Source organism: Streptomyces sp. NBC_01275 (genome assembly GCF_026340655.1).
In the GTDB taxonomy this organism is placed as follows: domain Bacteria; phylum Actinomycetota; class Actinomycetes; order Streptomycetales; family Streptomycetaceae; genus Streptomyces.
Genome location: NZ_JAPEOZ010000001.1, coordinates 7,965,411 through 7,985,874, shown reverse-complemented (window position 1 = coordinate 7,985,874; position 20,464 = coordinate 7,965,411). Strand labels below are relative to the sequence as shown.

13 protein-coding genes and 1 pseudogene are annotated in these 20,464 nt (G+C 63.8%); all 14 read left to right on the top strand.

Annotated elements, in window-relative coordinates:
• The first annotated feature begins 1 nt into the window (after nucleotide 1).
• The 14 genes and pseudogenes from OG562_RS35000 to OG562_RS34935 all read left to right on the top strand — a co-directional run bounded on the left by OG562_RS35000 (nucleotide 2) and on the right by OG562_RS34935 (nucleotide 20,462).
• Nucleotides 2-1,114 carry a hypothetical protein gene (locus OG562_RS35000; RefSeq protein ID WP_266405311.1) on the top strand — a complete coding sequence of 371 codons (1,113 nt, stop codon included), beginning with the start codon at nucleotides 2-4 and terminating at the stop codon, nucleotides 1,112-1,114.
• 232 nt (nucleotides 1,115-1,346) lie between these two features.
• Nucleotides 1,347-3,287, top strand: a complete 1,941-nt coding sequence (locus tag OG562_RS34995) for an ABC transporter ATP-binding protein (protein ID WP_266405309.1) — start codon at nucleotides 1,347-1,349, stop codon at nucleotides 3,285-3,287.
• A 144-nt stretch (nucleotides 3,288-3,431) separates the two neighbouring features.
• A complete protein-coding gene (gene fxlM, locus OG562_RS34990; RefSeq protein ID WP_266405305.1) occupies nucleotides 3,432-4,694 on the top strand; it encodes a methyltransferase, FxLD system in 1,263 nt (420 codons plus the stop codon).
• A 76-nt stretch (nucleotides 4,695-4,770) separates the two neighbouring features.
• The gene (locus OG562_RS34985; RefSeq protein ID WP_266405303.1) at nucleotides 4,771-5,910 is read left to right on the top strand and encodes an NUDIX hydrolase; all 1,140 of its coding nucleotides are present in this window, start codon (nucleotides 4,771-4,773) and stop codon (nucleotides 5,908-5,910) included.
• Between the two features lie 57 nt (nucleotides 5,911-5,967).
• Nucleotides 5,968-7,449: an NUDIX domain-containing protein gene (locus tag OG562_RS34980; protein ID WP_266405301.1), complete on the top strand. Its 1,482-nt coding sequence runs from the start codon at nucleotides 5,968-5,970 to the stop codon at nucleotides 7,447-7,449.
• Complete coding sequence (locus tag OG562_RS34975) at nucleotides 7,446-8,090, top strand: hypothetical protein (protein ID WP_266405299.1); 645 nt, start codon at nucleotides 7,446-7,448, stop codon at nucleotides 8,088-8,090. The genes OG562_RS34980 and OG562_RS34975 overlap by 4 nt, the downstream gene beginning before the upstream one ends.
• 876 nt (nucleotides 8,091-8,966) lie before the next feature.
• The gene (locus OG562_RS34970) at nucleotides 8,967-9,812 is read left to right on the top strand and encodes a hypothetical protein (RefSeq protein WP_266405296.1); all 846 of its coding nucleotides are present in this window, start codon (nucleotides 8,967-8,969) and stop codon (nucleotides 9,810-9,812) included.
• 27 nt (nucleotides 9,813-9,839) lie between these two features.
• On the top strand, nucleotides 9,840-11,663 hold the full coding sequence (locus OG562_RS34965; RefSeq protein ID WP_266405294.1) for an amino acid adenylation domain-containing protein: 1,824 nt from the start codon (nucleotides 9,840-9,842) through the stop codon (nucleotides 11,661-11,663).
• Nucleotides 11,635-15,555 carry a MupA/Atu3671 family FMN-dependent luciferase-like monooxygenase gene (locus OG562_RS34960; RefSeq protein WP_323187589.1) on the top strand — a complete coding sequence of 1,307 codons (3,921 nt, stop codon included), beginning with the start codon at nucleotides 11,635-11,637 and terminating at the stop codon, nucleotides 15,553-15,555. The genes OG562_RS34965 and OG562_RS34960 overlap by 29 nt, the downstream gene beginning before the upstream one ends.
• Nucleotides 15,552-16,934: a condensation domain-containing protein gene (locus tag OG562_RS34955; protein WP_323187588.1), complete on the top strand. Its 1,383-nt coding sequence runs from the start codon at nucleotides 15,552-15,554 to the stop codon at nucleotides 16,932-16,934. Before OG562_RS34960 ends, OG562_RS34955 begins: the two co-directional genes overlap by 4 nt.
• A gap of 428 nt (nucleotides 16,935-17,362) precedes the next feature.
• Nucleotides 17,363-17,578: pseudogene (locus OG562_RS34950) on the top strand (hypothetical protein); the annotation flags it as partial.
• Entirely contained in the window at nucleotides 17,548-18,306 is a 759-nt protein-coding gene (locus OG562_RS34945; RefSeq protein WP_323187669.1) for a recombinase family protein, read from the top strand. The pseudogene OG562_RS34950 and the gene OG562_RS34945, both read left to right, overlap by 31 nt.
• A gap of 615 nt (nucleotides 18,307-18,921) precedes the next feature.
• Nucleotides 18,922-19,986, top strand: coding sequence for a hypothetical protein (locus OG562_RS34940; RefSeq protein ID WP_266405292.1), 1,065 nt, complete (start codon nucleotides 18,922-18,924; stop codon nucleotides 19,984-19,986).
• Nucleotides 19,987-20,096: 110 nt separating this feature from the next.
• On the top strand, nucleotides 20,097-20,462 hold the full coding sequence (locus OG562_RS34935) for an AAA family ATPase (protein ID WP_323187668.1): 366 nt from the start codon (nucleotides 20,097-20,099) through the stop codon (nucleotides 20,460-20,462).
• The last annotated feature ends 2 nt before the right edge of the window (nucleotides 20,463-20,464 follow it).

Sequence of the window (20,464 nt, the reverse complement as noted above, 5' to 3'; positions counted from 1 at the left end):
GATGATCCCCGCGATAGCCAGCCGCATCCCCCTGGTCCGCCGCACCAAGGCGCCCGCTCTCTCCTTGGAGGAGCGCATCAACCACCTCACCGGGCTGACCGTCGCGCCCGCAGGTGCGAGCCACCACGACCTGGTGGCCCGCGCCTGCGGGGTCCTCAACTACGCCGCGCTCATCGCCTCCGACGTCGGCCTGCCCGACCTGGCCGCCGACCTGTGCTGGCGCCAGCACCAGGTCTTCGCCAACGCCGGACGCCTGAGCGGACCGATCGCCGTCATGTCGCTGATGCCGCTGGTCAACCTCTCCCGGCTGCTGACCCGCGACGGCCAGGGCGAGGCCGCCTACGACCTGCTGGTCCGCCTCAACCACGCCGCGCGGCAGCGGGAGAAGACCGAGATCGACGGCCGGACCGTCGACCTCTCGACCCTGACCGGCACGGACGAGGATCACCGCACGGTGTGCCAGGAGCTGTACGTCACCCTCCTCGTGGACGGCGCCCGCGCCCTCGCCCGCATCGGCCGGTGGACCGAGGCCGCCGACGCCATGACCCAGCACCGCGGCATCGGCAACCGGCTCCTCGACGGCCGCCAGATCAAGATCATGGCCCTGATGGAGCAGGGCCTGGACCAACAGGCCCGCGACCTGATCGACACCACCCAGCCCACGGAGCCTTGGGAGAGAGCCATCGCCCTCCTCCTGCACGCCCACTGCCGGCCCGTAGACACCCCCGTCCCTGAACCCGACCTCGACCGCACCCTTGATGAGGCCGTCCAGCTCCTTGCCCACCCCGATCCGCCGACCGCCGCCTTCCAGACCCGGACGGGCCTGTCAGCCCTGGAATTGGATCGCACCGGACGACATGCCGCCCCCATACTCGACTCCCTCGTCAGCGTCGCCCGACTCGACGCCTACGCCGCACGAGACGCACTGCACCACCCCGTCGCCGCGTCCGCACTGGACGACGGGGCGACAGACGCGCTCAACGCGGTGATCACCGCGGCCGGACTGGGATCCGGCGTCCTGTCCGCCCACCACCATGAGGCTCTGACGGGCGCGGTCGGCCACGCCGAGACAGAACTGGCAAAGCTGCTGCAGGCCGAACCAGATCCCAGCTAAGAGGGGACGACCCGGGATGCCCCCGTGCTGCCCACGCTGTTTGGCGGTGTCGGCGTTTCGGCCATTTCCTGCCCGCAGCCGCTCCAAGCCAGACCAGGGATCCCGCGCCCGCGGGGTTCCCTGACGCAGGAAATAGCGGGCTCCCCAGCACGACCGAATGACGTGTGTTCGATATGGCAGCCGTGTCGTTAGACCTCACGACTCTGCCGCAGCGACCGTCCTAGGGGGAACGATGACCTCGGCCATTACGCAGGACCAGCCGCCGCAACCGCCCAAGAAGACCGCGCCGGACGACGAACCGCAGGAGGCCGGTGTTCGAGAGGAGGAATACCTCTACCGCGACGAGTCGAGGCTCCAGGCCGGCTCCCTGCTGACCTCCCGCACCATGGCGCGGCGCCTTCCCTCGCTCGTGCGACGCTCGGTGCAGATGGCCTGGCGCGTGGACCGCGGCGCGACCATCGGCCTGCTGGTGTGCCAGATCGGGACCGGCCTCCTCGCTGCCCTCAGCCTCCTGGCCGTCACGGGCACGATCACCGCGCTGATCTCCTCGGGCGACATCACTGAGCGGCTGTGGGACGCCGCCCCGCAGCTGGCCGTGATCGCCGCCGCCACCGGCCTGCGCACCCTGCTGGGCATCACCGTCGTCTGGCTGACCGGCCGTCTGCGCCCGGTGCTCGGCCGGGCAGCGGAGCTGACGATGATCGAGGCCGCGCTCGGCGCGGAACTGGCCGCCAACAACAAGCCCGGCTACAACGACGCCTACGACATCGCTGACCGCGGCGCCCAGGTCACCCCCGATCTCGTCGAAGAAGCGCAGGACGTCCTCGCGGCCACCGCCACGCTCGCGGCAGGCGCCACCGTCCTGACCGTCCTGCACCCCCTGCTCCTTCCCCTGCTCTTCTTCGCCTGCCTGCCGCAGGCCGCCGCCTACGTCCGCTCCGCCCGCGTGATCTACCTCGCCGGGCTGGAGACCTCCGGGCGACGCCGGATGCTGGGCAAGCTGCGCTGGCACATGGCCTATCAGGAGTCCAGTGAGGAGATGCGCGCCTGCCTGGCCGGCCCTTTCCTGATCGGCCGGTACCGGCGGCTGGCCGCCTCGGTCAACGCCGCCGAACGCCAAGCCGCGAACACCGGTGCCTGGATGGGACTGGCCGGAGCAGTGGCCGGCGGGATCGCCTCGACCGCGGTGTGGGCGGCGCTGCTGTGGCTCCTGGCCTCCGGGCGGATGAGCCTGGCGGCCGGCGGCGGCGCCGTATTCGCTCTCCAGACCGCCACCGGCTCAGTGCGCGGCATCATCAACGGCGGGGCCCGCCTGGTGCGCACCGGCTGGTACGTACAGGACTGGCAGAACTTCCTCGACAACGCCCACGGCCAGGCCATGACCGACTCCCGCGGCACCGCGCCCGTGACCACGGCCCCGGAGCGCTTCGAGGTCCGAGACGTCACCTACCGCTACGACGGCGCCCCCAAGGACAGCCTGAGCAACGTCTCCCTGCACGTGCGACGCGGGGAGATCGTGGCGCTCGTCGGGGAGAACGGCTCCGGCAAGACAACCCTCTCGCGCCTGCTGTGCGGACTGCTGCTGCCCACCGAGGGCGACGTGGCCTGGGACCACGCCTCCACCGCGGACCTGCACCCGTGGGGGTCGTGGGAGCACGTCGCGCTAGTCCCGCAGAAGTTCACGTACCTGCCGCTGACGATGCGCGACAACATCACGTTCGGGCAGGGCGACACCAGCGACGCGGCCCTGCTAGCCGCCTGCGAGGCGTCCGGCGCCGCGGAGATGCTGCCGAGCCTCCGCTCCGGCCTGAACACCCTCCTGACCAGCGAGTGGTTCGGCGGACAGCAGCTCTCCGGCGGGCAGTGGCAGCGCCTAGTCCTCACTCGCGCGTTCCACCGGCAGGCGGCGCTGCTGGTGATGGATGAACCCACGGCCGCCCTCGACGCCCGCGCAGAGCACCGGATCTTCGCCGGCCTGCGCGAACTGGCCAAGGACCGCGCCATCCTGCTGATCACGCACCGCCTCACCAACGTGGCCGTCGCCGACCGGATCGTGGTCCTGGACGAAGGGCGGATCGTCCAGGAGGGCACCTACGCCCAGCTCACCCAGGAGCCAGGTCTCTTCCGGACCCTGTGGGAGCTGCAGCGCCGGATGAGCGGCGACACCCCCTGATCACCCGGCCCGCGCGAGGCCACCGTTCTGCCAGGCAGAGACACAGGGCCGCTCCCGATGCTCCCTCCGCTCCACGTCCGAACCCGCCCAACTAGCCCTGGAAGGAATGCCGTGACGACTCCACCGGCTACGGAAGTCAGCGACGTGAGCGAGCTTCGCCACCAGCTCGTCGAGCAGCTCCGCGCCGACAACCACATCCGCACCGCCGCTGTCGAGCGCGCCTTCCGCACCGTGCCCCGGCACGTCTTCGCTCCCGACGTCGCTGTGGAAGCGGCGTACGCCAACGACATCATCCCCACCCGCCACGCGCCCGACGGCCGGGTGATCAGCTCCGTTTCCGCACCGTGGCTACAGGCCGACATGCTCGAAGCCGCTCGCATTCGGCCTGGCCACCGTGTCCTGGAGATTGGCTCCGGGGGCTACAACGCCGCCCTCATGGCCGAACTCGTCGGCCCGGCCGGGCTCGTCACCACCCTCGAGATCGACCCTGCCGTCTCCGAGAGGGCCGCCCGCTTCCTCACCGAGGCCGGGTACTACCGCGTCCGCGTGGTCACTGCGGACGCCGAGCACCTGCCCGCCGGTGTGGTTCCGGACGGCGGATTCGACGCCATCGTGGTCACCGTCGACACCTGGGATCTGCCCTGGATCGGCGCCCTGGCCGAGGGCGGCCGTCTCATCGCACCGCTGCGTCTGCACGGCTACCACTGGGCCATCGGCTTCACCAAAGATGAGGGGACGCTGCACAGCGACGAGCCGCTCATCGTCTGCGGCTTCGTCGCCATGCAGGGCGACGGCGCCTGGCAGACGGACCGTCGCACCGTCCCCGGCACCGGAGTCCACCTGTCTTGGGAAGACGGCACCCCGCTGCCCGTTGATCAACTCGCCTCAGCCCTCACCCGCAAGCCGACCGTGACACGCACCCACGTCACCGTCGGCGGCCAGGAACCCTTCGACGCCCTCACCCTCTACCTCGCCGGCGCCCTGCCCGGCTTCTGCCGCCTGGAGGTCGACCCCGACGGCGACAACGGGGTCCTGAACCCGCCGCCCCGGCATTGGCCCGGCGCCGCCATCGTCCGCGGGGCCTCCCTCGCCCGGCTGGCCACTGAGCGCATCGGCGATGGAGACGATGGCAAGGGCCTGTACAGGTTCGTCGTCCACGGCCATGGCGCCCAAGGACACGTCGCCGCGCAGGAGATGGCCGAGCAGGTCGAGCACTGGCAGCGCAACCACCGCGGCGCCCGCTGCCCCCTCATCACCGCCCGCCCGACAGCCGACTGTGCTCCGGCAGGCACGGACCACGAACCGCACGTGTTCGCCAAGAAGCACACCCGTATCACCGTGGACTGGCCGATCGTTCCCAGCAGCGCTTCCCTGCTCACCAACCCGGGGAGCTGCAGCGCCCGATGAACGGCGGTGCCTCCTGATCACCGCTCACCCGCCCGCGCTGCACTCGCCCGTCCACCGTCTCGGAAGGCAGAGCTTCGTGACCTCTCCCGTCTCCCCTTCGGATCACGTCACACCGCGTGCCGCCCTGTTCACGGGACAGTACGCCGCATCCCGGCACGCAGTATGGGTCGGCGCCGCCGCGATCATCACCGACGAGGTCGGCCGGGTCCTGCTGGTGCACCCCACCTACCGCGAGGACGGCTCGTGGCTGCTGCCCGGAGGCGTCGTCGAACCCGGCGAACATCCGGACGTCACTTGCCGCCGCGAGATCACCGAGGAACTGGGCCTGGCGAACATGCCCCTGGCTGGCGTGCTCGCCGTCCACTCCCTCTCCCCGCACCACCCCGACATTCAGCCCGGCACTCCCTTCCCCGGGGAGATCCGGTTCGTCTTCGACGGGGGAACCCTCTGCCCCGACCAGGTCGAGGCCATCCGCCTGCCGCGCGAGGAGCTGTCCGAGTTCGCCTTCCTGGAGACCCGGGATGCGGTACAGCGGCTGCGCCCTGTGGACGGGCAGATCATGCTCGCCGCCTACCGTGCCCGGCTCGGGAACACGGCCACCGCCCAACTCGCCGACGGCCGACACATCCTCGACGTCCCGGCGCTGGACCGCCACGACGTGCACGTCCGCTACCGGCCTTTGTGGGACAGCCCTCTCAACCGCGGCCCCGTCCCCGAGCGGCTCCCCGTGCAGCAAGCCTGGGCGTGGTGCTTCGTCCCGGACGGCCGGGTCGTCCTCGTGGCCGACCCCGGCCCCCGTGGCGCGCTGCCGATGCTGCCCGGCGGCACCGTGGAGACGACCGACATGACGCCCGAGGACACCCTGCACCGCGAAGCCGCCGAGGAAGCCCAACTCACCCTGGCCGATCCGGTACGACTGGGCTGGGTGCTGGACGAGACCGGCGAGGTCTACGGCGGAGTGGGGCCTAACGCCCGGCTCCGCCTTGCCGCCCGGGTCACCGCCATCGGGCCTGCGACCGTCGACCCCGCCACCGGGCGCCCTTTCGCCCGCCTGCTCGCCACCCCTGCCCAGACAGCCGCTCTCCTGGGATGGGGCCCGCCCGGAGCGCGGCAAGCCCTGCTCGCCGCGGAGACAGCCCGGAAGCGGTGGCGCCTGCCCACGGCTCGCGCCGCCGCCATCGAGGAAGTCCCGCCGGAGGGGGTGCGGCTGAGCTGACACGAACGACCACCCCGCCTCGACTCGTCCCGCTCCACGCACCTCTGAGGTAGCCCCATGCCGTTGTCGCACGACCACATCCGCACCACCGTCGAGACCTACCTCGCTCGCCACCCTCACGAGCGCGAGCAGCTCGGCGGCCTCCTGGACGCCCTAGACCGGCCCACCGACATCGCCAGCCGCTCCACCTTCACCGGGCACGTCACCTGCGGCGCGATCGTCGTCGACCCGCTCGGCCGCGTCCTGCACGTGCTGCACCTGGCGAGCGGGAAGGTCCTCGCCCCCGGCGGACACACCGAGCCCGTCGACGAGTCCCTGGCAGCAGCAGCGCTGCGGGAGCTGCACGAGGAGACCGGGATCCCGCCCCAGGCCGTGGCACCGTGGCCCGGCTACGAGGCCGTGCCGTTCGACATCGACATCCACGACATCGACGCCCACCCGGGCAAAGGCGAACCCGGCCACCAGCACTTCGACCTCCGGTTTCTCTTCCACCTGCACGCCGCGACCGAGGCGCCGGTGGTGCTGCAGGAAGAAGAGGTCGGTGGCATCGAGTGGCGGCCCGTGGACAGGGTGACCTCCCCCTCCCTGCGCGCGAAGCTGCTCAAGCTCACGCCGGAGACCGAACCGCAGACCGCCAATGCCTCCGCCCTGATCTACAACGACCGCGGCGAGTACCTGCTCCACCTGCGCGACTACTTCCCCGGCCGGATCTGGGAGCCGGGCATGTGGTCCCTGCTGGGCGGCGGCCGAGAGCCCCAGGACGCCACCCTGGAACACACCGTGCGGCGCGAACTGGCCGAGGAAGCCGGCCTCGACATCGCCGACCTGACCCCGTTCGAAACCGAGTACGCCTCCGACGACGCCGGCGGGAGCGTGCCCATCGCCATCTACGCCGGCCGCTGGAACGGTGATCCCCGCGAACTTCGCCTGACGGAAGGAGTGATGCTGGCCTGGTTCGCCCCCGACGACCTCCACCGCCTGCGCATCGCAGACACCACCAGCGACCTCGTATGGCGCCACGCGGCCAGCCTCCCGGCCAGCACCGCGCCGCAGAGCGGGCCCTCATCGCACGAGGAGCGCCGCCCAGCTTCGCCGCACGGCACGGTCCTCAACGTCATCGGCGTCCACCTCTACCTGGAGCGGCCCGACGGGACGGTGCTGCTCGGGCTGCGCCACCCCGACTCCGCGTTCGCGCCGTCCACCTGGCACGTCCTGGCCGGCCACTGCGAGCAGGAGAGCGCCATCACCTGCCTGATCAGGGAGGCACAGGAGGAGGCCGGCCTGCACATCGAGCGACAGGACGTCGAACTCGTCCACGTCGTCCACCACATCGACAAGGCCGGGGACCGGCCCCGCATGGGCCTGTTCTTCCGCGCCCGGACCTGGAGCGGCGAACCGGAACTGCGCGAGCCGGACAAGTGCACCCAGTGGAGTTTCTGGGACCCGGCCGCGCTCCCCGACGACCTCGTCCCCTACACCCGGGTGGCCATCGAAGGAATTCGCACCGGCCGCCTCTACTCCGAAACCGGATGGAAATGAGCACGGCCACGTCCACGCACCCGGACCTTCTGCCCGAGGAAGTGCGGCAGCTCGCCGAACAGGTGGTGGGGCGCATCGCCACCTGGACGGACACCTCCTGGGCCCGCGACAGCAGCCGGGTATGGCGGGCCGACGGAGCGCAAACGGGGGTCTGGTACGTCAAGATCCACCAGAACACGCGGTTCCACTACCGTGAGGTCGACGCGTACCGCAGCTGGGTTCCCAGCCTCGGAACAGCCGCTCCCACCCTCGTGACCGCCGACAGCGCGTTGCGCGCCGTCGTCATCACTGCGGTGCCCGGCCATCCTCTGCACGGTCTCGACCACCCGCCCGAGCAGCAACAGCTCCTCTTCCGCCAGATCGGCGCCCTGGCCGCGGCCATCCACCGCAGCGCAGCACCGCTCCCCGCGAATGAAGGAGTGCCCGCTCTCGCGAAGGTCGAGCGGCACCTGGAAGCAGCCCGCCCCTACCTGCGCCCAGGGGACGAGAAGTTCATCGCCAGATCGTGGCGCACGCCGAAGACGTTCCGCCCCTGGACCGCGTGCCGACACACGGGGACTTCCAGTTACTTCATTAGGCAAGCCAGTTGTCGGGATCGAAGTTGTCGGATCGGTCGTCGGCCCCTTCCCCCGCAGCTGTAGGTTCCGCACTTCGGCGTCACATGCCGACGCGGTGAGCTGGTCGTTCTGACGGCAGGGCCTCGGCGAAGTCGCGTGATGCCCGGTTTGTGTTCGTGAGGTCTCGCGAGGTGAGGGGCGCCGAACGTCGCAGGCCCCACGCGAACTCGCGCGCTGATAGCTTCGCGTCCGTGATCGTGTATCCGCTGCGGCATGTCGGCCACCAGAACGAAGCCGGCGACGACGGCTCGACAGTGCACGTCGATGAGAGCGGTGTGTTCTGCGACGAGGCGGACGGCGACAACGTGAAGCTGCTCGGTATCTCCTCAACACTCGAACGGGTTGAAGAGCGTGTGCGTCAGGCTCGACTGCTCCAGGCTTCGGTGATGAACCGGAGTGCTTCTACTTCGACGCCTGCAAGTTCGATGAGGACGATTGGACCGAGGGCTTCGTTCGAGTTCCGCCGGGCGAGTAGGCCGGTTGGCAGAGTCCCGATGGGATGCCGTGCATGGTCACGTAAGCCCCAGGGCTTCAGCGCAATTGTATGACGTTCGGTTCGTGATCATCCAAGGCCGAGGATTGCGAGCGTTGCGGCGGAGGCCGGCCGAGATGGTGCGTTGATCTCGGAAGCCGTGCCTGTCACGTTCCGGTGGCACCGTCGAGCTGACAGATCCTTACGAACCAGGCGTCAGGCGAATACGCCGAAGCCTTGCTCGTCGTACCGCGACATGTGGCGGGAACTCCCAAAGCCTCGGCCCCTGTGGATCTCGTGAGCCCATCCAGCCGCACGGCGCGCGTTCCAAGTTGACGGACACGGAAGGTTGCGTCAACGTGACAGAGGGATGAGTTTCATGTCAACGCTTCAAGGCCGGGGGCTCCATCGTTCCAGGAGGCCACAGAATGCCTGACATCCGCTACGAACAGCCCTATCACTGGTGGGGTCTTCGAACCACAGAACCTGAGCCGCTTTCTGTCCTCGAGCTCGTTGATGCGGGAACTTTCGATACAGAATCAATCGCGCTCCTGTGGTTTCTACTCCAGAAACCGGCCTCGATTCTCGTGTCTGCCTTGCCTCACGAGGCTGGGAAGACCACAACCCTCACTGCACTACTTGACTTCTTGCCCGCCCGAGCGAAGAAATATTATCTTCGCGGGAGCGACGAGGACTTCAGCTTCGCCACCGCAGAGGCAATGGATCCCCATGACACTTACCTACTTGTGAATGAATTTTCGGGGTCCTGGCCGCCATATATGTGGGGCTCGCAGATAACGCGACTCTTCGCACTTCTCCCACAAGGATACCTGCTTGCCGGCAGCATTCACTGTGATTCGGTTGAGGAGGTGATCGAGACGTTGAGCTCGGCGCCGAACCATGCGCAAGGAGCCGGCATTCGCTCAATAGACATCGTCGTCATACTTCATCACGAAAATAATTCAACGAACAAAGTTCATCGGTGTGCGTCCATCAACCTGATGCTTCCGGGAGTGGGCAGCCAAGATATTAGGGTCAGGGAGCTGGTGTCGTGGGACCCGCAGGCGGATCGATTCATCCACCACCACAACGATAACGGCGTCTTCGCCGAGATGTCTCAATGGTGTGGCATCGCCCCCTCGGCAGTCGGTGGAGATCTCGCGGTTCGCCAGGCGTTCCTCGAGAAACTTCAAAGCAGTGGGGTGACGGACTATTTCCAAGTTCGTGAGGCTATCGCGCACTTCACCGACCGTCCTTCAAAAACCCGGCCATAGTCGATATGCGACTGGATAGGTGATCTGATGGACGTACTTCAGAGCCGAATGCAGATTCCTGAGATATTCGCGATCCAGGCGTCCCGCAGACCGCGGAAGACTGCAGTGAGATGCGGGCAGGATCAGATCTCGTATGGTGCGCTGGAATCACGCGCGACTCTTCTGGCAAAACAACTCAGAGACGCGGGTGTGAAAAATGGAGATCGCGTAGCGGTATGCCTCGATCGCTCCATTGATCTGGTTGTAAGCATCTTGGCAGTACTTAGGGCAGGCGCCGCCTATGTGCCGCTTGACCCTTCGTACCCAGCTCGACGGATCAATCGGAATGTTGCCGACGCTCGGGTGAATACTGTTATCACACAGGAGGATCTATACCATGTCTTCGCCAGAATTTCAGTGGCCATCTTTAGTCCATCCGGGCGACCAGTTTCCGGTAACAAGGTCAGGATGCGCGTCTGGCCTTTTGACGGCGATCTAGAGAACCTTGCATACATCATGTATACATCAGGTTCCACGGGGGATCCGAAAGGTGTTCGCATTAGCCATCGCAACGTTGTCTGCCTGTTTGCAGCTGTCGCACAGCAGATGGCCTGGAGCACCGAGGACGTCTGGACGCAGTTTCATTCAGCAGCGTTCGACTTTTCAGTATGGGAGATTTGGGGCGCATTGCTAAATGGGGGCACATTGATCGTGGTCCCTTATGCAATAAGCCGCGACCCGCAGAGCTTCTGCGACCTTCTCCATGCAGAAAGAGTGACAATTCTTAGTCAAACGCCGACAGCGTTTCGAAACCTTCTTAGCAATAGCAATATTTTGAATGATCGCGAGCTGGCACTCCGATACGTCGTATTCGGAGGAGAGATGCTGACTCCGTCGGATCTACGCCCGTGGTTCGCGCACCACAACCGAATAAATCCCGTCATGGTAAACATGTACGGCACTACCGAGGCGACAGTGCATTCAACTTTCAAGAGCATCAGTGGCGCTGATACGTTGAACGGGAATAAAAGCGTCATCGGATTTCCTTTGGCAGGCACATCGATATACCTTCTAGACGACTCACTGAACGAGGTTTCTGATGGCTCCGTCGGCGAGATATACATTGGAGGGGACGGCGTTAGCCTGGGCTATTGTAACGTCGCTCAGACGGCGCGGAGATTTCTGACAGATATCTCCCGCCCTAGCGCGCGAATGTATCGGACGGGCGACTTGGCTCGACGTACCTCAGGTGGAGAATTGGAGTATATTGGAAGAATAGATCAGCAGGTAAAGATTCGCGGGCACCGCGTCGAGCCTGCGGAAGTCGTGCGTGGGCTCTTGGAGCACCCCAACGTGCAGCAGGCCACAGTTCTGGCTGGCGACGATCCATACGGTATGCGTTCCCTTGAGGCATACCTCGTCTGCACGCCGACGAAGCCTTCGCTCCAGGAGATGCGGAAGTACTTGCTCCAACGTCTGCCTGAATACATGGTACCCACCAAGATGAGCTCGGTTACCGAATACCCGATGACTGCCTCCGGGAAGCTGGATGTCGCGCGACTGAAACAATTGGCTAGCCCACTAACGGTGATGCAGCAACGCGAAGCGACTCGAGACCTGGAGAGACTCGTCGGAAGCGTATGGGCCTCGGTCCTAGGAGTATCGGATATAGATCCCGATTCCAGCTTCTTCGATCTGGGGGGCACTTCACTGAACCTCGTTCAGGTGCATGCACGACTCAAGTTGATCGCCGACAAAGTGAGACTTATTGACCTATACAAGTATCCCAGCGTAGCTTCCCTGGCGCAATATTTGTCCACGGTGGCGGGCCATACGGAAGGAAATGGCGATGACAGACCACATGATCATTAACAAGCTCTGTCCTGCCGACATCGCTATCATCGGAATGTCATGTCGATTTCCAGGCGCGCAGAACCCAAAATCGCTCTGGGAGAATCTCTGCGCCGGACGCGAGTCAATCTCTCAGTTCACAGAGGCGCAACTTCTACGATCAGGTGTGGGCCTGGATCTCGTAGGGCATCCAGGATACGTGAGGGCAGCTGGTGTTATATCGGATGCAGAGATGTTCGATGCAGAGTTGTTTCGATTTACGGACAGGGAAGCCAGGCTGCTCGACCCTCAACATCGAGTATTCCTGGAATGCGCATGGAGCGCGCTTGAAGACAGTGCGCACAACCCGGCGACGTTTGACTCCCCCATAGGTGTCTACTGCGGTTGTAGTGAGAACGCCTACCACCTAACAAATCTCCTTCCCGACCAGCCCTTCGTGGACTCGGTCGACCCCTATATATTGAGACTTGCGAGCGGAAAGGACTACATGGCGACAAGGACGTCTTACAAGCTCGGGCTCACTGGGCCAAGCGTTACGGTCCAAACCGCGTGCTCGACCTCACTGGTTGCCCTGCATATTGCGCGGCAAGCGCTACTGGCCGGAGACTGCGAGATCGCAATAGTTGGCGCCTCGTCACTGAGAGTTCCTCAGCACGAGGGCTATATATATCAAGACGGAGGAATCAATTCGCCGGACGGACACTGTAGGCCTTTTGACGCACAAGCTCGAGGCACTGTTCCGTCAAGTGGTACAGGAGTAGTGGTTCTGCGACGCTTGGAAAACGCGATTGAAGACCATGATCATATCTATGCGGTCCTCAAGGGAACTGCGGTAAACAACGATGGAGCATTTAAGGCTGGTTACACGGCTCCCAGTGTCCAAGGTCAGGCAGCTGTGATCGCCGCTGCTCTGGCAACCTCTGGCGTGGATCCGGGGTCCATTTCCTTCATTGAGGCCCACGGTACCGGAACTCTCGTCGGGGATCCGATCGAGGTCGAGGCGTTGATGCAGGTGTTCGGTGCTGCTAAACCGGAGTCACGGACATGCCGCATCGGATCCATCAAAGCGAACATCGGCCACCTCGATGTGGCCTCCGGTATGGCAGGCCTCATCAAAGTCGCGCTTTCATTGCAGCACCGCACACTTCCGCCGGCAATAAATTTCGAGCGTGAGAACCCTCTCCTCAACCTCGCTGCCGGCCCGTTCTTCGTTGACACCTCGGTCGCGCGCTTCGAAGCGTCGGATGCACCCGTCACCGCTGGCCTGAGTTCGTTCGGCATAGGGGGAACGAATGTTCACGCAGTCCTGCAGGAGCATCGTGCTGCATCGACACCTGAGGATGGCTCTGATCTTAATGCGCGAGCGATTTGCATATCGGCGCGAACGGCCGAGTCGCTCAGATATCTGGCGCTTGACCTCGCCAATCACATAAATGAATCCGACGCTGTGTCGTCGCTCTCAGACTTTGCATTCAGCTTGCATGAGGGCCGAAGGGAGCTGGAGTACCGGTATGCCTTCATCGCACCTACCATAGGTGCTGCCGCGCTCGCGCTGTCCCAAATAGATAGCACGTCTGTTGTTCATGCACGACGCGACCCCCGTGCGCTCTTTGCATTCGACGACGATTCAGTAAACATTGAAGCGATAAAAGACGCATACGATTCGAGCGCGATTTTTAGAGGACATTTCGATGAGTGCGCGAATACTTTTCAAGTGATGGAAGGGGTGGACCTGAGGGGGAATCTGATATTCGCAGATCGTTCTGAGTCGACCAGACCGTCTCTTCCCCTGATCTTTGCTTACGAGTACAGCGTCGCGCTGATGTACATCGACGTGGGCATCGACCCTGTCGCGTTGGTGGGGGGTGGAGTTGGGGAGTGGGTCGCTGCGTGTGTGGCTGGTGTCATGTCACCACGGGATGCCCTACGGCTGGTCGCAGCATATGAACACTTCGACGGTGAGGCTTCGGCAGTCCACCGGAATCCAATCGTGGAGGGATTTAACGAATTCCTTCTTGGGGAACCGACCCTTCCCTTCGTCTCGACCGCCACAGGGGAGTGGGTTTCCCGTCACGACGCTCAGAGCCCCACGTATTGGTATATGAGACGGAATGAAACTCTCCGGCTCGACATAGCGCTCGTGACTGCTCTTGAGGTTGGGGCTGATGCCGTCATTTGCGTCGGTGGGATGGATGACACGCTTATCGCGTCACTTGACCCGGTACTCCGCGGCCGAGGAGCCACGCTGCACAGCTGGCACGTCGTGGATTCAAGTCAGGGGTCTGCATATGGTGAATTCTTGCGTGTTGTGACCTCGATGTGGGCAGCTGGCTGGCCTGTTCGCTGGGATACCCTCGATAGCCAAGAGAGCGCGATGCGCATATCGCTACCAACTTACCGATTTGAGCGTAAGCGTCATTGGAGAACTATCGAAGGCACTTCCACGAATCTTCATCCGGAAGGGTCCTTCCATAAAGCAGTCGATGTGGCACCGACGCTCATTGCCGAGTCAGTGATCGTCGAGGAAGGTGGCGTATCTGATGTCGTGCGATCATTGTTCGCGGAAATTCTCGGCTCCGAGGTCGATGATTCCTCCGATTTTATGGACCTTGGTGGCGATTCTTTGAGTGCCATTAATCTCATCGCGCGGCTCGAAGACATGGGTTGGGATGTAACGCTCGAAGATTTCCTCGCGTCGCCTTCAGTGGCCGGCGTCGTGGATCTGATTGCTCGACGCGGCGGCCACGTGAAGAGCTCACTCTCGCAGGTTGGTCCGCCGGGACAACTCAAGACCGGTATGGATCGACGCATAAATGATGGTGCGAAACTTGACGACACGACGTACAAGGGATTGAAGTTCAGTCTGTTTTTCTTCTCGGACGATTCAGAGGAGCTTACCGAGGATCAATACGGATTGGTATTGGGCGGAGCGCGATGGGCAGACGAAAACGGGCTGTGGGCTGTGTGGACACCGGAACGCCATTTTCATCGTTTTGGGGGGCTCTACCCGAATCCCGCTGTCCTGAGCGCTGCTCTGGCGGTGGCCACGAGGTCCGTTCAACTGCGGGCAGGAAGCGTTATTGCGCCCTTGCATTCCCCGTTGCGCTTGGCGGAGGACTGGGCGGTCGTCGATAATTTGTCGAAAGGCCGGGTGGGCGTGTCTTTTGCCTCCGGATTCCACGCCCGTGACTTCACGCAAAGTCCGGAGTCGTATGCCAATAGAAGACATCTCATGTACGACACGCTCGACGAGGTCCGAGGGCTTTGGCGTGGTGACCGAGTTGATTTCATCGATGGCGAGGGGAATCCTTTCAGTGCTGAACTCTTCCCTCGCCCGCTCCAGCCGAACCTTCCAACGTGGATCACAGCCAGTGAGAGTGCTTCCACGTTTGAGGCGGCTGGCGCATGCGGTGCCAATGTGCTGACTGGGCTACTGGGCCTTACATTGGACGAGTTGAGCCAGCGGATTGCGGTATACAAGGAGGCCCGTCGTCGTCAGGGGCTGGATCCTGAGGCAGGGGAGATATCGCTCATGCTTCACACGTTTGTCGTTGAAGAGAGCGAGGTTAATGAACTGGAGAGCATTGTTCGTGATCCTTTCTGTCGTTATCTCGCCTCTCATATTGAACTCATTAGAAATCAGGCGGCGAAGCTGAGTCTTGACTTCGATCGTTTGGGGCAGGCAGGCGAGGCTGCCCTCGTGGAATTTGCCTTTCGGAGGTATTATGAAAGAGCTTCGCTGATAGGCACGCCGGAAAAGTGTGCCGAGTTTGTGAGAACGCTAGCTCGACTCGGCGTGACGGAGATTGCCTGTCTGGTCGATTTTGGTCTTGAGCGGCGCACCATTCTTGAGCATTTGCCGAACTTGTTGCGAGTGCGGGCGGTGCTTCAGGCGATGAAGGGTGCCAGTTGAATACGAGTGAGTCATCAACATTCGGGTTGTCCCTAAATCAACTCGCGGTGTGGTACGTGTACATGCTCGCCCCGGAGAGCCCTGCATATCATCTACAATTCTGTTCACGGATTACATCCGTACTCAGCTTGGATCGACTGGAAAGGGCCTTGGCGACCGTGGTCGCACAGTCACCGATGTTGCGAACCACCATCAATTCCGAGACGGGGGTTCCGCTTCAGACAGTCCATGCGAGCTGGCGTCCGAGCTTGAGGATCTACGATTCAAGTACACTGTCTGACGAGGAACTTCTGGCGCGGATTCGAGACGATTATGAGCGACCATTTAATCTTGCCGCTCATCCCGGGTTTCGGGCCAGTGTTTATTGTCGAGGCTCTGATGACCACATACTTCTGCTCACGGTACATCATGCGTTCATAGACGGCTGGGGACTGAGCCTACTTATTGATCGTATATGCTGCGCCTACGCAGGTGAGGTACCCGATCGACCAATTGCCGAATACCTCGACTTCATCCGCTGGCAAGAACGCTTTATGCGGAGCAGCGAAGCTCGCCGCCAGCTCAGTTACTGGGAGGCCGAGCTTGATGGCGTTCTATCGGTGCTTGACTTGCCCGTCGACAGGCCGCGACCATCTTTGCAGGCACTGCGGGGCGATTCTGTGACGTTCTCAGTTGAGCAAGACACAACTAGCCGACTAGTACACCTTGCACGGGAATCCAATACGAGTCTTTTCCGTGTGCTTCTCTCGGTGTGTCACGCGACGATTGGCTGTCTTGCCGACTCCGATCAGGTCCTGATCGGTGTGCCGGTCGCTGGACGGAGTCAGCCGGGCTTCGCGGATACCATCGGCCATTTTGTCAACCTCCTTGCGTTGCGTGGAGACCTGCGCGGCGAGCCAAGCTTCCGTGATCTCGTTCACCGGACTGATGGTATTGTTCGATCTGCCCTGGCAAATCAAGATTATCCCTTCGCGGCTTTGATTGAGAATCTTACGTTCCCCCGGAGCGCTGGGCGCTCACCGGTGGTGCAGGTCAGCTTTGCATTACAGCGCGCCCCGATACCTGAGATGCCACAGTTCTTCTTGGCCTCGTCGGGTGAGCGGGGGTTTGAACGTAAGGGGCTCACGTTTGAGCCGGTAGGAATGGGACAACAACATGGAGCATTCGATTTGTCTCTATGGCTGGCCAGATCGTCCCGGGGGCTCATTGGAGAGTTGAAATACAACTCGGACCATTACTGTCGGCCGACGGTCGAGCGGTACACGGAGATTCTGCCAACCTTGCTCGCGAGGGTTACGAAGATTCCTGATATGTCAGTTGCCGAGCTCACTCGGATTGGTACTAATTTATTTGCTGCGAATGTTGAGTACAAGGTGTGAACGCCGCGCTTAAGGCATCCGACACTGCTCCGGCTATGGAGCAGGCGTGCGCTCGGCAGCCCGGTTGTACCTGATAGGCCGACACCGTGCGCCTTTGTGCCCCGCCATGCAGTGTTGCTTCTTTGTTAGCTGTGGTGCGACTCAACTCAGCAGGCGGGCCCCGGCCCCTCCCCCGAGGGCGACGACAATAGCGGTCACCGTGGCCTGCAGGGCGGGGGTATCCCATGGCCAGGGCTTCGGCCTAGTCGGCTGACGTCCGCTTCCCGACGTTGATCAGGTTGGCCGGGTCCGATGCAGAACAGGCACGGATGCCCGTGCTCATGGAGTTCTCTACGCTCTGTGATCCTGGGAAGTCCGTGCCTGCCGACGCATCATCTCTGGTCCCTCCTGTCTTTGACCAACTCGGTCCCCATCCGAGAACCGCTCCCCGGGACACCTTCACCGAGGACGCCTCCCAGTTGCGGACCGGGCACGCACCCCGGGCGATGGCGACCTGCAGAAATCTTGCGGTCGGAGCCCTCCGCCTCGCCGGCGTCCGCAATATAGCCGTCGGCCGGCGGCCGGCGCGGCCTCGACGGGCCAGCTCGACGCGCTCGAACCGCTCTGCAAGCGGATCTTCCACGAGAAGATCTCCACGCGGGTGAAGACCCGGCCGAAGCTGGAAGAGGCACTGAAGCTGACGTACGACATCAAGGAGGCCGCCCCCGACCAGGAGGTCATCCTCACCGTCCACGAGCTCAAGCGCCTGGCCCGCAACGCCGCCGAGCTGATGACGCTGTCCGGCCAGCTCCAGGCCGCCGGCGTCCAGCTCGAACTTCTCACCGGCCCGCTCAACGGCATCTACGACCCCAACGGCATGGGCGCGATGTTCTTCGCCGTCCTGGCCGCCGCCGCCCAGATCGAGCGCAACTACATCCGCGAGAAGACGCTGGAAGGCCAGGTCGCGGCCGCCGCGAAGGGGAACCACGGCGGGCGGCCGAAGGTCATCGACGACGACATGCTCCTGTTCGCCCGCGCGCTGAAGGATCGCGGCGTTCCCGTCCCCGAGATCGCCAAGAAGCTGACCATCAAGACCGGCGAGAACGCGGGTCAGCATCCCTCGGTAGCCTCCGTCTACCGCGCGCTCGCCGACGCCGAGGCGTCCGAAGCGCCGGCTGGGCCGGAGATCATCGCCCCGCGCCGTCCGACCCGGGTGGACCTCACCGGCCCTAGCAGTGGCACCGACCCCGAGCTGATGGACCGCCTCACCCGGCAGGCCCTCGGCGGCGCCACCGACGAGGTGACGGCCACGCTCGTCGAACAGACCGAGGACGGGACGAACGACGTCGTTGCGGCGCTGCTGGCGCAGGCCCGACACGAAGGGGACTCGTGAGCCCGCTGCTGCCGCACCGTACGAAGGGCCCCGATGTCGGCGCCGGCCTGCGCGAGTGGCGGGAGGCCCCCGGCATCGCCGGGGGCCTCCCCACCTCAAGATCAACTGTATGGCGTCAGCGCGGGTTGATCTCGACCTTGACGTGAAGGCACGTACCGGCGGTGATGAGCGGGCCGCCGACGAAGGGGAAGCCGGTGAAGCAAAGGGCGACCCCGGAACCAACACAGAGAACGGAGAATCCGAACTGGCACCAGGCAAGTACTCCCTCGCTACGCCTCCTGCTCACGGAGACAAGGGGCTGGTGCTCTGCCGGATCTACTGGGGTACCGTCGGTAGTCAGGGGAAGTACCTCTTTCCTGTGCGTACAGGCACCAGGGCAGTTCTGCTTGCCGGCTGTCTGCCCTGGGCCTGTGGGACCTCCACGGCTGGGGTTCCAGCTCGTGAGATCCATGGTGCGGCGGGCTTGACAGGTCCTGAGGTACACTGGTCGACGGATTGATCCGCATGGCGTCGAGTCTCAGATAATTGACGTTGAAGCTGACATTGGAACTGGATAGCGACGCCATACGGATCAATCGGTAGCGGTGAGACCGCCATACTTTTTTTGGAGAACCTGTGGCGCAGGAGCGTGACGCGAAGGTCGAAGTCCGCATGGGGCAGCTGGAGACCATGCTGGGGAGCGAGCTCCCCGATGCGATCAAGAAAGCGCGCGAGATCTACGAGCGGGGCAGGAAGCCTCAGGTCGTGTGCGTTCGGCGGTCCTTCGTGCGGCTGGAGAAGTTCGGCGGGACCGTTGAGGACGAGAGGAAGCCGCTGCCCCGGTCCGAGCGCCCACTCTCCGCCCAGATGATCACGCCGAAGGGGCTCGCCCTGAAGCTGTACCTCCTGATGCTGTTCGCGGCGCAGTGCGAGGCGCCTGTCGGCAAGGAGTGGCCTCGGCCGTATCCGCTCGAGCCGGACGCCCGGACGACCGACTCCTGGGAGGGACTGGTGGCGACCGTCGCCAAGTACGCCGGACCCGGCGTCCAGGCGTCCTCGGTCCGCACGAACAAGCTCCGGCAGATCACCCAGGCGATGAAGACGCTTGAGGAGATGGGGCTGGTCAAGTCGGCGACCTGGGTGAAGGGGCAGGTCCGCCGCGGTGTCCTGCTCCTGTGCGAGAACGGGAAGAGCAAGGACACGGGTGCCGCGAGCATTCCGTACGCTGTGCCGGCTGATGACGAGAGCTTCCTTGAGATCCCCATCGGGTTCTTCACCAACGGCTGGATCCACGCGCTCACCAACAGCGAGATCGCAGCCCTGCTGATGTGGTTCGACGTCATGAAGTTTGACGCCACGCACGTGACTCCCGAGGGCGGAGCGCCCATCACAGTCGGGTACGTGCTGAGCAACGTGCGCCACGGCTTCTACGGCCTCGGCCGCGACACCTACGAGACGCACAAACCGCTCGAAGCCTTCCAGATCCTGGACGTGCACCGGCCCTCCAAGCGCTACGACAGCGGCAAGTGGAAGGACTTCAAGGAGGACAGCAGCGACCTGGTCTGCCACCGAGTAGTGCTCCGGGACGGCGCATTCGACAAAGAGGCGGGCCCGGTCGTCCTGGACGTGCTCAAGAGGCGCGACGCCACCAATGAGTGGCGTCGGTCCATCGGCGGATTTCAGCAGCCCCGGAGGTGGTGACCAGGGCCCGGACCAGGAACCACTCCTTCCCAAGCCCTAGCTCGATCGCCTACGTCCGCGTCCCGCAGGGATACTCCGCCACCTAAAGATCATCTACTTAGCGCTAACGGCTGTTCCGTTGTTCCCCGACGCCGTACCCCGAGCACGAATATTTCGAGCGCGAGACCCCTGCGGTCGAGACCGTACGGGCGCAGCTTACGGAGCTGCTGCGCTCCGGCCGGTCCATCGTCCTCGACCACGGCCTCTGGCGTCGTTCCGATCGCGACGAGTGGAAGAAGACCGTCCGGGCCGTGGGAGGACGCCCACTGCTCGTCTACCTGCCAGCGTCCAAGGAGGTCCTCCTGCGGCGCCTCGCGGCACGCAACCAGCGTCGAGACGCCAATGCCTTGACCGTCACTCCCGAAGCCTTGGACGACTTCTTCGCTCGGTTCGAACCGCCTACCGCCGATGAAGACGCAGTTACAACGGTGACGTAGAG